This window comes from Burkholderia diffusa, from assembly GCF_001718315.1.
Classification (GTDB): Bacteria; Pseudomonadota; Gammaproteobacteria; order Burkholderiales; family Burkholderiaceae; genus Burkholderia; species Burkholderia diffusa_B.
This window is the reverse complement of the sequence record NZ_CP013363.1, coordinates 940,099-953,353: the sequence shown is the minus strand read 5'-3', so window position 1 is coordinate 953,353 and position 13,255 is coordinate 940,099. Positions and strand designations below refer to the sequence as shown.

Below are 13,255 nucleotides of genomic sequence, written 5' to 3'. Positions count from 1 at the left end.
GGCAGCAGTCCCGTAGGCGCGACGCGCGGTCGCGATGACGAAATGGGTTACGAGGGTCACGGCGAAATCGCCTTGGCCGTCAGCGCTCCCTGCGCGGACGACGGAATCAGCAGGTTGACGACGCGGCTCCAGCGCACCAGCGACGACGCATCGACGAACACGACGTCGCGACGCTCGAGCGGAAACTGGTCGGCCAGCGCGAACGACGCGGGCGAACTGCCGTCGAGGTGATACACCCGTGGACGGTTGTCCGGGCCGCGACGCACGACGAACACCTGGCGCGCATCCGACGTGTACTGGCTCGCGCCGCCCGTGTCGCCGAGCGCTTCGCCGAGGCTCATTCGGCCGTCGGTCAGCGTCAGCGTCGCGGGCCGCGACACTTCGCCGAGGACGAACACCTTCGCGTCGCTCGCCGCGCGTACGCGTATCAGATCGCCGTCGCGCAGCAGGATGTTCGACGGGTTGACGCCCGCGGCGATCAACGCGGGCAGGCTCACGTTCACCGTCTTGTCGCCGCGCGTGACGGAAACCTGCGAGCGGTCGGCCGTCGCGGTGAAGCCGCCCGCGCGGTCGATCGCCTCGGGCAGCGTCATCGGCATGTCGTTGACGATCTGCAGACCCGGCGTGCGCACCTCCCCATCGAGATAGACACGCTTGCTGCGATACGTCTGCACGCGCAGTGCGATCTGCGGCTTGCGCACGTATTCGCCGAGCCGCTTGGTCAGCAGCGCGCGCGCCTGCGCCTCGGTCAACCCCGCAACGTGCACGAGGCCCGCATACGCGAACTGCACGTTGCCATCGGCGTCGACCGTGTAGCCGGTCGAAACCGAACTGGCGCCGACGCCGTCGCCGCTCCCCATTGTCTGCGTCGTCGGCAGGTTCAACTCGGGGTGGTCCCACACGACGATGCCGAGCACGTCGCCGGGGCCGATCGCGTATGGCTTCGGCTTGCCGAACAGCTGACGGATTTCCGCATCGACGTCGGCGTGCTGCCCCGCATGCTGCTGCGCGACGAATGCCGGCGTGATTTCGATCAGCTCCTCGCGCGACACGTTCTGCACGCCGTCGAGGCCGCCCGAGCCCGACGCATCGGCGCTCACGCGCGCATTCGCGTCATGGTCGGCAGGCGCCCGGTACGTCATGCCCGGCGACAGCGCACACGCACTCAGCGCATACGCGGCCGCCACGATCGCCATGCGCGACAGCCACGGTGCGCGACGGCTGCCGGCCACGCGTGGCCGCGGCGCTCCGAGTGTCGATTCCGGTTGCGTGGTGATTGACATCGTGCCCTTCCAATACTGTGTGGTAACCCGCCGAACGCGGCGAATTCCGGCATTACGCTTGCCGGCGCGGCTCGCATCGCGGTGCCGCACCTCCCTCTACACCGCACGTCATTCCGTACGATTCGTCATGAACTGCCCTTCGTCACTTTCGTCACTCGTCTGCGTCGCCCTGGCCGGCATTGCCTGTGGCGTCAATGCGCAGACATTACCCGCAGTCCCCGCCGACGCGCCGGCGTTCGCATCGGCGGCGGTGCTGCCGTCGACATCGCTGCAACGTCCGGCGCAAGCCGCCGCGACCAGCGATGCTGCCGATCGCGCTGCAGCCGCCTCCGCGATTGCGGTGCCCGCCCTCGCCCGTCCCGCCGCCGGTGCCGCCGGCCAACCCGACACGCGCGCCCGTCGCACGCTGCGCCGGTCGCTGGTGCCGGGGCGGCCGCATCGGCCGCAACTTGCCGACGCACCCGCCGACGACGCATGGCGCGGCGACACGTTGTACACGTCGCCCTACGCGAAGTCGCCGTATGAGCAACCGGGCGAGCCGGACTGACGTATCCCGTCCGGCCATGCCGGGACGTGACCGGCGACGCGTCGATACGGGATTGGACACCACGGCGAACGGTGCGTCTGTGAGCAATCCCACCCAACGCCGATCTTCATGTGTAACGGGGACCGCACCCCGACGCGCCGCGCATCACGACCGCCCGACCGACACGCTCGCATACGATCGCGACGTCGCTTCGGGTGCGGCCGGATCGGCGACGCGCGCGGCCGGCCGGGCCGAGTCGCGGCCCAGCGCCTGCATGCACAGATCGATCACGATGTCCGTGCCCACCGCGCCGTACACCGCATGGTCGACCTGCGGCTCGAGATGCAGACGCACGTGACGCGAGCGCCGGAACGCGCATTCGATTGCGCCGAAGTGACGCCGGACATCGTCGATGCCGGGATCGAGCGCGCCGTAAACCAGCGTCGTCCATACATCGCGCTGCGCGAGCTCGCGCATTACGCCGCGTGGCGTGTCGATGCCCGGCTTCCAGCCGACGCGCGCGGCAAGTTCCTTCGCCGGCACGCTGACCCGCGCGATCGCATTCGCGGCGACTGCCCGCACGATCGGCCGCAGGTCGCGCCGTTCCCGCACGAGACGCTTCCACTTCTGCCAGTCGCGCACCGACAGCCAGTAGCCGCGCACCGAGTTGTTCCGCTGCTTCTGCACCGCCTCGAGCGAGAGCCCGGCCGGCCACACGAAGCGAGCGAGATTGATCGCGATCACGCCGCCGAGCGACGGCGTCTTCACGGCTGCATGCAACGCCGCATACGCACCTGAACAAATGCCGGCCGCGGCGACCTCCGGGTAACCGAGCGCGCGCAGCCAGTCCGCGGCAGCGGCCACGTCGTCGCTCGACTGCGCCGAATACACGACACCCGACTGGTCGTCCAGCGCAGCGGACCCGCTATCGCCGACGCCATGCACGTCGATTCTCAGCGTCGTCACGCCGGCGCGTGCCAGCGTGCGCGCGAGGCGCACGCTGAAGCGCCCCTCGCCGCTGCGCGGATTCGTCGACGTGTTCGCGATCACGACCGCCGGACCTGCCGGATTCGCCGGGCGCGCGTCGGCGGGACGGCACAGCACGCCGACCAGCCGGTCCGGACCAACCGCGACGACCTGCTCGGTCATGTCGTGCAAGTCGAGCGCGACGGCCGATTCGCCATTCCACGTCGGATCTGCTCGCGACGAGGCCTCGACGCCAGTCGGCATACCCCGCGCGCGTTTGGTGATCCAGTTCGCGAGCGTGTCGATCGCGGCGAGCGGCAAACGCGAGCGGGTGCCGTCCAGCATCGTCGTCGGCCATTCGAGAAACGGATCGCTCTCCACGTCCACGCCGCGCTCGAGCAGCGCTTCGCGCAATGCCGGCCCGTCACCCTGATCGGGCTGGATCAGCAGCATCGCGCCGGGCAACGTCGGCGCATCACGCACGACGCCGCACAGATCGACCGCCTTCAGCGCTTCGACGAAATCGACAGGGAAGCGGTGCCCGAGCACGTTCATGCACGGTTCGTCGCGATGCGCAATGCGGATTGCGGGCGACGTGGTATCGAGCCACTGGCGATGCACGAACGACAGCTCGCGCAGGTAGGCGCGGCCGCGCACGACCGGCGCCAGCGCAACCAGCGCGTCCACGCGCGGCGCCGGGCGCGGGCCGATGCCGGCGGCGGCCAGCATCGCGAACAGCGCGCCCGCGCGGATCCCGACGAGCGTCAGCGCGGTCACGCCGGCCTGATCGCGCAACAGGTCGATCGCATCGTGAATGCTGGCAATGCTCGCGGCATGCCGACCGACGTCGCGGTCGTCGCCCGCCGAGTCGCCGGTGCACGGATAGCTGAATCGCAATACCGTGACACCCTCGCGGGCCAGCCGCTCAGCGATCGCCCGCATGAGCTTGTGCGTCCACGAAGCCTCGTGACCCAGTGATTCGCACAGAATCACGCCTTGCGTCGTCTGTCCTTCGTGCAGCCATCCCACGCAGCTGCCGAACGTTATCGGCTTCAATCGGTACTCCTCGGATCGGTATTTGTTATCGGATGCGGACACGCGTTCCGGCAGCTCCACCGGAATCGGCCATTCCACGATCGTGTGACTGCGCTACGGCGCACATCCTTCGGACAACAGACATCCGCCGCGCCCCTGCGCGACTCGTTCGCCCTTCGACATGCGTCGTCCTGGCCCGCTGCCGAGGACGGGTGCCGGTCGGGGTCGTCACCAGACCTTTCCGCCGCGAACCAAAACAGTCGTCCGATTAGAGCACTCGGCCCGAGCGTTCTTCGGTGCGCCAGCTTACAAATGCATTCATCACTGCAGCGATACAACGCGGCGCTTGCTGTCGCGATTCGTGCCGCAGATGTGTACCGAATCCGCGAAAGGTAGGCTCGCGAACACTGTCGTCACGCTCGGCCCGTATCATGACCGTCATACGATGTGGCCGTGTCCGGCATCGCCGGACGAGACCGGTGCCTGCCGGAACGGGCCGCGAACCCATGCAGCCGGGTCAGCGCCGACCGGCCGCGCGAGCGCACGGCGGCACGCACGCCGCCGCCCAGCGACACCCACGGCGCCGACCAAGCGAATGTCAAACCTCAAGAAGAACTTCCTGCTGCTGCTGATGCTGCAGATTTCGATGTATGCGGTGCCGCTGCTGATCGCACCGTTGCTCACGCATGCGCTGGGCCCGGAGGGCTACGGGCAGCTCGCGTTCTCGCTCGCGGTCATCGCATACCTCACCAACTGCACGAGCTACAGCTTCGACCTGACCGCCACGCCGCGCATCGCGCTCGCCCGCGACGATCGCGCCGAACGCTCGCGCATCTTCTGGGCGACGCTGTATGCGCAGATCGGCATCGCGATGATCTGTTTCATCGTGCTGATCGGCCTGATCGTGCTGGTCGGCCGCTTCGGCGAAGACCGCGACCTGCTGCTGATCGGCTTCGGGATGGTGGCCGGCGTGGCATTCACGCCGGGCTGGTATTTCCAGGGCATGGAGAAGTTGCGCGCGCTGAGCGTGATCCTGTTCGTCGGCCGCATCCTGAGCCTGCCGGCGATGTTCGCGCTCGTGCATGGCCCGGCAGACATCGACCGCGCGATGATCGTCAACGCCGCCGTCCCGACGCTGTCCGCGCTCGTGCTGGCGGTCTATCTGTATGCCCAGCGCGAAATCGACTTCGTTCGCGTCGGTTTCACCGACATCGCCGAATCGCTGAAAGGCGGCTGGCAGGTGTTCCTCGCATCGACGTCCATCGCGTTCTATGCGTCGACCAACACCGTGCTGCTCGGCTTCGTATCGGGCAACGTCGCAGCCGGCTATTTCGCCGCCGGCGACAAGCTGATCCGCGCGGCGCTCAGCATGCTCCAGCCGCTGAAGGCCGCCACCTATCCGCGCATCAGCTATCTGATGCGGCATGCGCGAAACGACGCGTTCTCCTTTCTCCGCAAGCTGTTCGTCGTGCAGGTCGCGATGGTGCTCGGCATCTCGCTCGCGATCTTCTTCGGCGCGCCGCTCGCCGTGCGCATCCTGTACGGTCCCTCATACGAACCGACGGTCCAGGTTCTGCGGTGGATGGCCTTCATTCCATTCATGGCGGGGATGACCGATCTATTCGGTGTGCAGACGATGCTGCCGCTCGGGATGAAGTCCGAATTCACGCGAGTGCTGATGTCATCGGGCATTCTGAACATCGTGCTCGTACCCGTGCTCGCGAAGTACTTCGCCGAACTGGGCGCTGCGGCCGCCGTGCTGACGGCCGAGGCCGCCGTCGCCGCCGCGCTCGCAACCGTCGTCTATCGCGCCGGGATTCCGCTGCCTGGCAGTCCCGTCGCGCGGCGCGGCTAGGCGGGTTCACGCGCTCCGATCCCCCTGGAGGCAGCCGGAATTCGATGGCATCGCGTTCGATGCGCGCGCAACGAGCCGCATCGAGCGAGCCCGCACATCTGCGCGGTCATCCCCTCCGAACGCTCGTGCACAGGTACTTCTTACCCTGCTGCACACGCACAATCAGAACCGCTTACCGTCTTTTTTCCGCGCCACGCAATCGCATCGAAAAAAGATCGTACGTATCGGTAGAAACACCGATGCTGTAGTCAAACTACATTCGTACGATTGGTCGCTGCAGAGAATCGCTACATCCGATTCGGCAGCATCGGACGGTCCGCGTCGCCGTCCGCGTTGTTCGATCGGGCCCAACCGGCCGTAACGATTCCCCGCCTGGCCTGGCATGCCGACGCGCAACCACCCTGCATCGCCAGCCGAATGCGTCCGGTGCGAATCCACCGGGCGTGCGCAGCTCCAGACATCATCCGAACAACCGGCAATACGATCATGGAGAGCAACATGCGGGACACACTCTGGCCGGCCGCCGTGCTGGCAGCGGCCCTCTGCACCACCGCCTACGCAGGCAACGCCGATTTCAATTCGCAGGGCGACGCCACCGACACGTTTGCATCGTCGGCCGCACAACGGCGCGCCGACCTCCTCGTGCGGAAGATGACGCTCGACGAGAAATTGCAGTTCATTCATTCGCAATACGAAATGTCTAAAGTGCCGAACGGCGGCGCCGGCTACATCCAGGGTGTGCCGCGACTCGGCATTCCCGATCTCAACATGGTCGACTCCGCGACCGGCTCCGGCAGCACGTCGCTCGCGAGCACGACCTTCCCCGCGACGATTGCCGTTGCCGCGAGCTGGGATCGCCGCCTGTCGTACGACTATGGCAAGCAGGTCGCGATCCAGTTGCGTGCGCAAGGATTCGGCATGGGCCTCGGCGGCGGAACCAACCTCGCGCGCGAGCCGCGCGGCGGCCGGCTGTTCGAGTATCTCGGCGAGGATCCGCTGCTCGCCGGCGACCTGCTCGCGGAGCGCACGCTCGCCACGCAGCGGCAGAAGGTCATCGCGACCATCAAGCACTATGCCGGCAACGAGCAGGAACATGGCCGGATGGGCGGCAACACGCAGATCGACGAGCGCACACTGCGCGAACTCTACCTGCTGCCGTTCGAGATTGCCGCGAAACGCGGGCAGCCAGGCAGCGTGATGTGCAGCTACAACCGCCTGAACGGTACGTATGCATGCGAGAACACTCATCTGCTGAACGACGTGCTGAAGAATGAATGGGGCTTCCAGGGCCAGGTGCAGTCCGACTGGGGGGCGGCGCACAGCACCGCTGCGGCGATCAATGCCGGGCTCGACGAGGAAGAGGACGTTGGGCCGACCGTCTACCTCACGCCAGCCGCCGTCAAGCAGGCAATCGCGAACGGCTCCGTGTCGACCGCGCGCCTCGACGACATGGTGCGACGCAAGCTGGCCGTGATGCTTCGCGTTGGCGTGATGGACGATCCAGCCAAGGGCGGCGGCACGATCGATTTCGCGGCGGCGAACCGGTTCGCACAGGGGGTCGCCGAGCAGTCGATCGTACTGCTGAAGAACGACGGCAACCAGCTGCCGCTGGCGGCGGCGGCGTTGTCGCGCATCGCCGTGATTGGCGGCCACGCCGATGCGGCCGTGCTGTCTGGCGGCGGCTCGGGCAACACGCGCGATCCTGTCACCGGTTCGTTCGCAGGCTGCGGCGGGCTGACCTTCGGGTCGTCGACAGGTTGCAGCTGGTGGCGCAATCCGTGGCTCAAGGTCGACGTGCCGATCGTCGCGGCGATCCGCGCGCTCGCGCCGGCAGCGCAGGTCACATTCGCGGGCAACAGCGACCAGCAGTCGCCGTTCCGCGCGTACACGCAACAGGAAATCGACCAGGCCGCGGCGCTCGCGGGCCGCTCGGACGTCGCGATCGTCGTGGTCGCGCAGCCGGCCGGTGAGGACTTCGGTGATCTGCAAAGCCTGAGCCTCGCGAATCCGTCGAACCAGGACGCACTCGTCGAAGCGGTCGCACGTGCGAATCCGCACACGATCGTCGTCGTCCAGAGCGGCAATCCGGTGCTGATGCCGTGGAAGGACAACGTGTCGGCGATCGTCGAGGCGTGGTATCCGGGCGAGGCCGGCGGCAAGGCCATCGCGAACGTGCTGTTCGGCGCGGTCAATCCGTCCGGCAAACTGCCCGTCACGTTCCCGGCGCGCGACCAGGATTCACCGGCGTGGGGGCAAAACGGTGCGTTCGAGAACGACCCGGTCTACGCGGAGAAGCTGAACATGGGCTATCGCTGGTACGACGCGCGCAACATCAAGCCGATGTTTGAATTCGGCTACGGGCTGTCGTACACGCACTTCGCGTATTCGGGCCTGTCGGTGTCGCGGCAACGGGACGGCTCGCTGAGCGTTGCATTTACCGTGCGCAATGACGGCCGCGTCGCCGGCGCGGAAACGCCGCAGGTTTATCTCGGCGTGCCGTACAAGGACGAACCGCCGAAGCGGCTGGTCGGCTGGGAAAAAATCCGGCTGAATCCGGGTGAGGCACGGCATGTACGCGTGACCGTGTCGCCGCGGATGCAGAGCGTGTGGGACACGTCGCGCAACGGCTGGAAGGTCGTGCCGGGCGGGACTGTGTATGTGGGTGCGTCGTCGCGCGATATCCGGCTGCAGGGAAGTTGAGCCGCGGAAATGACCGAAGCGCCGCGCGCTTGAGGTGCGGCGCTTCCGCTTCCGCTTGCCGATCTCGACAGCTGTATGCGGGCGACGCAGTCCGCCGTAAGCCTGATGATCGAGCGGCTCGAAGATGTGCTCGACCGCGCCTGGCGGAGCCGACGCCGCGCCAGATATGCCTGTCGGCCGATGGCACCGTGCTCCTCGAACCGGCGCGTGAGCGGATCGCGGCGTATCAGGGCGCGGTCGGGATGCGATGAACGCTGGTCACCGGCGTGCGCTGAACGGAGAACTCGGAATCGCCGTCGATCCAACTCACAATGCCGAATGCCGCTCCCATTTCGGCGCGCGTCGCGAGAGGTTTCACCGCCGTCGCGGCCGCTCGCGGTATCCTTCGTCTCACGCCGCCGCGTGGCCGTCCCGGTCATCGGCCAGCCGCAACAGAAAGCGCCCGCAATGCGGGCAAGCCATTGCATGCCCTGTGCATGCCGACAACGATCAACGTGACTTACACCTTATCCGCCTCCCGCACGACCGAACTCGAAATCCGCAAGAGCCGCTTCATCGCGTTCGCGATCCCCGTCGAGGACCGCGACGCCGCAATGCAGGCGTTGCAGCGCCTTCGCGACGAGCACCCGACGGCCACCCACGTGTGCTGGGCACTGCTTGCCGGCGGCCAGTCCGGCATGTCCGACGACGGCGAGCCGTCGGGCACGGCCGGCCGGCCTATTCTCGAAGTGCTGCGTCATCACGATCTCGACGGCGTGCTCGGCGCGGTCGTCCGCTACTACGGCGGCGTGAAGCTCGGCGCGGGCGGCCTGGTCCGCGCCTATACGGATGCGATCGCTTCGGCGCTGCTCGATGCCGAGCGCGTCGAACGCATTCGCCACACGCGATTTGCGATCGAAATCGGCTACCCGGACGAGGCACGCGTGCGTCGCTGGATCGAGCAGGCGGGTTACGAGCTGGTGGACAGTACGTACGGGATGACGGTGAGGCTCGTGATCAAGCTGCCGGAAACGGCCGAGGCGGCGGCAAAGACCGAGTTGTTCGATTTGACGCAGGGGCGCTCGGGCTTCCCCGATCTATGAAACGGGCAACCTGCCCAGTATCGCCAGCACGGTTTCATACATATTCCCGCGAAAATTCAGATGTGTCCGATGGAAAACCCGCGCGTCTGAACTTAATCTCCCCTGTGTTCTTCGCGATGCGTTCTGCATACGTCTGGCCGGGCGTGCAGACACACGGCACATCGCGCGTCGCCAACAATCACAATTCAGCTACGGGGAAATCGGACGCATGCAACTGCAGAAACTGCAAGCGGAGCTCGCGCAACTCGATCGACGCATCCGGGCGGCGCGCCGCGGCGAACGCCAGGCCGCACTGGTGCAGGTGCGCCAGCTCGTGACGAGCTATGCGCTGACCGCGCGAGAAGTCTTCGGGCAGGGTTACAGCGATCGCGCGAAGCTGTTCACGGTCGGCGCGAAATATCGCGACCCGGCGACGGGCGCCACCTGGAGCGGGCGCGGTCGCGCGCCTGTCTGGATCGCCGGCCGCGACCGCGCCGCGTTCCTGATCCGGGAATGACGCGCGCCGCGTTGCACGGTGCGCCTCCGTGGTCGACCGAGCCGCTCCGAACCGCTCAATAGATTTCAGGGACGATCATGCTGTCCGGCGTCGGACGGCGAATGTAGTCCTCGTGATGCTCGCGCTGCGGCAAGTCGATCGTCGGCCGCGGCACCTCGTGGTACGGCACCTGGGTCAGCAGATGGTGGATGCAGTTCAGGCGCGCGCGCTTCTTGTCGACCGCCTGCACGACCCACCACGGCGCCTCGGGAATATGCGTGCGCTGCATCATTTCCTCCTTCGCGACCGTATACGCTTCCCAGCGGCGGCGGCTCTCGAGGTCCATCGGGCTCAGCTTCCACTGCTTCAGCGGATCCTCGATCCGGCTCTGGAAGCGCAGTTCCTGCTCGTGGTCGGTGATCGAGAACCAGTACTTGACGATCTGGATCCCGCTTCGCACGAGCATTTTCTCGAACTCGGGCACCGAGCGGAAAAATTCCTCGTATTCGTCGTCGGTGCAGAAATTCATCACGCGCTCGACACCCGCGCGGTTGTACCAGCTGCGATCGAACAGCACGATTTCGCCGCCGGCCGGCAGATGCGCGACATAGCGCTGGAAGTACCATTGCGTGCGTTCGCGGTTGCTCGGTGCCGGCAGCGCGGCCACGCGGCACACGCGCGGGTTCAGGCGCTGCGTGATGCGCTTGATCGCGCCGCCCTTGCCTGCCGCGTCGCGCCCCTCGAAAATCACGACCAGCCGATGCCCCGTGTTCACGACCCAGTCCTGCAGCTTCACGAGCTCGCCCTGCAGCCGGAACAGCTCACGGAAATACTGCTTGCGCGCTTCGCGGCGCTCCGGCGAGAACAGCAGATCCTCGTCGTTGTCGAAGCGGCGGTCGTCGAGCTCCATTTCGAGTTCTTCGTCGTACGCGTCGACGAGGTCTTCCTCGAAACGGCGCTGGCGCGATTCGAGCGATGCCGTATCGGCGACGTTGTCGGTCTCGGTGCGGGAATCGTTATCGCCCATGGGGCCTCCTTCCTTCAATTGACGCAACCAAACTCCGCCATTATCCCAGCGTCTCGCGTCAAATTGATGAAAAAGGGGCCGATCCGCCCCTCAGAAGCGGAATCCGGGCAGCACGCTCGCCAGCCGACGCACAGGCGCTGATCTCGGTGGACCGCTTCCTCGAGAGCGATGCGGCGGACGACCGGAGCCGAGCGTCGGGCGACACGCAACGGCACGACCGCCGCGGCGGTCGCGCATCCGCCCCTTCCGTCACTGGATGATCCGCGTGACCCCGCGTCCGCGCGGATCGGCCATCGCCTCCGGCGTCTTGCCATCGATCTTGATCACCTGGATATCGCCGCTGAAGTCCTGCCCCTTGAGCGTATAGCCGCGAGCCTCGATCTGCTTCGCGAGTTCGCCTTCGATTGGGTGGTACGGCTCCCAGAAAATCGTGTTCGGCGGCAGCAGCTGATGGTGAAAACGCATCGCGCCGACGGCCTCCTTCAGCGGCATCCCGAAGTCGTAGATGTTGTTGATCACCTGGAAGATCGACGTGAAGATCCGCGAGCCGCCCGGCGTGCCGATCACGAGCGACACCTTGCCGTCCTTCGTCATGATGGTCGGTGACATCGACGACAGCGGACGCTTCTTCGGCTCGATCGCATTCGCATCGCTGCCGACCACGCCGAACATGTTCGCAACCCCCGGCTTCGCGGAGAAGTCGTCCATCTCGTCGTTCAGCACGATGCCGGTGCCGTCGGCGATCACGCCCGAACCGAAATAGCCGTTGATCGTGTACGTGTTCGACACCGCGTTGCCCCATTTGTCGACGACCGAGAAGTGCGTCGTTTCGGCCTTCTCCGGCATAGACGTGCCGAGACCCGGCTGCACGCTCTTCGTGTCGGCGATCTGCGTCGGGCTTACTTCGGCCGCGCGCCTCGCGATATACGCATCGTCGGTCAACTGCGCGACCGGCACCTTGTAGAAGTCGGGGTCGCCGAGATACTGGGCACGATCGGCAAACACGCGTTTCTCGATTTCCGCGACCAGATGGATGTATTGCGGCGAGTTGAGCTTCACGCCCTCGAAGTCCTGCTTGAGGTCCGCCTTCATCTTCAGCAGTTGCACGAGGCCGATGCCGCCCGAGCTCGGCGGCGGTGCGGTGATCACGTCATAGCCGTTCCACTTCGCCTGCACCGGCTGGCGCCATACCGCACGGTATTGCGCGAGATCCTCGGTCGTGATCAGCCCGTTGCCGTCGCCGGTCTTCATCGACGCGGCGATCAACCGGGCCGTCCTGCCCTTGTAGAAGCCGTTCGCGCCGTCGTTCGCGATCCGTGCGAGCACGTCGGCGAGATCGGGCTGCTTGAAGTTCGTGCCGGCCTTCATCGTGGAGAAGTACTTGTCGAAGTTGGTCTTGCCACCGAACTCCTTCGACGCGTCGACGCCACGCTGCGCAAGCTGTTCGTCGACGACGAAGCCGTCGCGCGCATAGTGGATCGCCGGCGCGAGCACCTGCTTCCACTTCAGCTTGCCGAAGCGCTTCTGCGCTTCCCACATGCCCGACACCGTGCCCGGCACACCGGCCGCGCGCGGCCCGTACAGGCTCATGTCCTTGACGACGTTGCCGTCCTTGTCGAGATACATGTCCTTCGTCGCGGCAAGCGGCGCGCGCTCGCGGTAGTCGAGGAAGTACGGCTTGCCGTCCTTGTAGATCGTCATGAAGCCGCCGCCGCCGATGTTGCCGGCCTCCGGATACGTGACGGCAAGCGTGAACGCGATCGCGACGGCCGCGTCGATCGCGTTGCCGCCTTCCTTGAAAATCTGCTCCGCAGCGTCCGCGCTGTACTTGTCGGCCACGGCGACCGCCGCACTCGTCAGGACCGCCGGCTGCGGCCCCTTCGCATAGGCCGGCGCGACCGGCAGGAAGCCGATGGCGGCCACCGTCGCGAGCACGGCAACGGATGATTTGAAACGATTCAGCGTCGTCATTGCATGTCCCCCATGGATCTCCGGCGGGCTGGAATGAGCCCCCGATCCGCTTATAGCCGCTGGCAGGCGGTCGGCCATATACCGTTTTAGTAGTAAGCAAGACCGCATGGACGATAAACCTGCCGCCCACTACGAACCATTGCGAATCCTGTGCGGCCGGTGACACGGCGAGCAAAAAGCGAGCCGGCGAATCGGTCGAAATTGCACACCGCGAATGCGACGCGCACCGCGCAATCGGAAAATCACGGCGCGCGCCGCTTGCGCGGCTCCCATCCATGCAAAAAAACCGTGATCGAACCGCCCGTTGCGCGGGCCGATCTGAGAAGATAGCGCCC

9 protein-coding genes are annotated in these 13,255 nt (G+C 66.3%); 5 read left to right on the top strand and 4 right to left on the bottom strand.

Annotation, left to right across the window (positions count from 1 at the left end; all coding sequences use genetic code 11):
- Positions 1 to 56: 56 nt before the first annotated feature.
- Entirely contained in the window at positions 57 to 1,283 is a 1,227-nt protein-coding gene (locus tag WI26_RS19675; RefSeq protein ID WP_069226891.1) for a polysaccharide biosynthesis/export family protein, read from the bottom strand.
- Between WI26_RS19675 and WI26_RS19670 the strand changes: the two genes are divergently transcribed.
- Positions 1,270 to 1,830: a hypothetical protein gene (locus WI26_RS19670; RefSeq protein WP_236849357.1), complete on the top strand. Its 561-nt coding sequence runs from the start codon at positions 1,270 to 1,272 to the stop codon at positions 1,828 to 1,830. The two genes, WI26_RS19675 and WI26_RS19670, sit on opposite strands and share 14 nt — an antisense overlap.
- A gap of 144 nt (positions 1,831 to 1,974) precedes the next feature.
- On the opposite strand, the gene WI26_RS19665 is transcribed toward WI26_RS19670, so the two are convergent.
- Positions 1,975 to 3,831 (bottom strand): serine aminopeptidase domain-containing protein, encoded by a 1,857-nt coding sequence (locus WI26_RS19665; RefSeq protein ID WP_069227794.1) that lies wholly within the window; start codon positions 3,829 to 3,831, stop codon positions 1,975 to 1,977.
- A gap of 574 nt (positions 3,832 to 4,405) precedes the next feature.
- Between WI26_RS19665 and WI26_RS19660 the strand changes: the two genes are divergently transcribed.
- From WI26_RS19660 to WI26_RS19645, 4 genes are all read left to right on the top strand, one after another.
- On the top strand, positions 4,406 to 5,665 hold the full coding sequence (locus WI26_RS19660) for an oligosaccharide flippase family protein (RefSeq protein ID WP_069226889.1): 1,260 nt from the start codon (positions 4,406 to 4,408) through the stop codon (positions 5,663 to 5,665).
- 498 nt (positions 5,666 to 6,163) lie between these two features.
- Positions 6,164 to 8,365, top strand: a complete 2,202-nt coding sequence (locus tag WI26_RS19655; protein ID WP_069227793.1) for a glycoside hydrolase family 3 C-terminal domain-containing protein — start codon at positions 6,164 to 6,166, stop codon at positions 8,363 to 8,365.
- A gap of 476 nt (positions 8,366 to 8,841) precedes the next feature.
- On the top strand, positions 8,842 to 9,447 hold the full coding sequence (locus WI26_RS19650; RefSeq protein WP_419468946.1) for an IMPACT family protein: 606 nt from the start codon (positions 8,842 to 8,844) through the stop codon (positions 9,445 to 9,447).
- Positions 9,448 to 9,655: 208 nt separating this feature from the next.
- Positions 9,656 to 9,943 (top strand): H-NS family nucleoid-associated regulatory protein, encoded by a 288-nt coding sequence (locus tag WI26_RS19645; protein WP_059539483.1) that lies wholly within the window; start codon positions 9,656 to 9,658, stop codon positions 9,941 to 9,943.
- A gap of 55 nt (positions 9,944 to 9,998) precedes the next feature.
- Here the strand turns inward: WI26_RS19645 and ppk2 are convergent, their stop codons facing one another.
- A complete protein-coding gene (ppk2, locus tag WI26_RS19640) occupies positions 9,999 to 10,949 on the bottom strand; it encodes a polyphosphate kinase 2 (RefSeq protein ID WP_059466234.1) in 951 nt (316 codons plus the stop codon).
- A 249-nt stretch (positions 10,950 to 11,198) separates the two neighbouring features.
- Entirely contained in the window at positions 11,199 to 12,920 is a 1,722-nt protein-coding gene (gene ggt, locus WI26_RS19635; RefSeq protein ID WP_069226888.1) for a gamma-glutamyltransferase, read from the bottom strand.
- Positions 12,921 to 13,255: the final 335 nt, after the last annotated feature.

What these genes read in the sequence shown, in the direction of transcription:
- WI26_RS19660 (WP_069226889.1), top strand. Translation starts at nt 4,406, where the DNA reads ATGTCAAACCTCAAGAAGAACTTCCTGCTGCTGCTGATGCTGCAGATT.
- ggt (WP_069226888.1), bottom strand. Translation starts at nt 12,920, where the DNA reads ATGACGACGCTGAATCGTTTCAAATCATCCGTTGCCGTGCTCGCGACG.
- ppk2 (WP_059466234.1), bottom strand. Translation starts at nt 10,949, where the DNA reads ATGGGCGATAACGATTCCCGCACCGAGACCGACAACGTCGCCGATACG.
- WI26_RS19645 (WP_059539483.1), top strand. Translation starts at nt 9,656, where the DNA reads ATGCAACTGCAGAAACTGCAAGCGGAGCTCGCGCAACTCGATCGACGC.
- WI26_RS19650 (WP_419468946.1), top strand. Translation starts at nt 8,842, where the DNA reads ATGCCGACAACGATCAACGTGACTTACACCTTATCCGCCTCCCGCACG.
- WI26_RS19655 (WP_069227793.1), top strand. Translation starts at nt 6,164, where the DNA reads ATGCGGGACACACTCTGGCCGGCCGCCGTGCTGGCAGCGGCCCTCTGC.
- WI26_RS19675 (WP_069226891.1), bottom strand. Translation starts at nt 1,283, where the DNA reads ATGTCAATCACCACGCAACCGGAATCGACACTCGGAGCGCCGCGGCCA.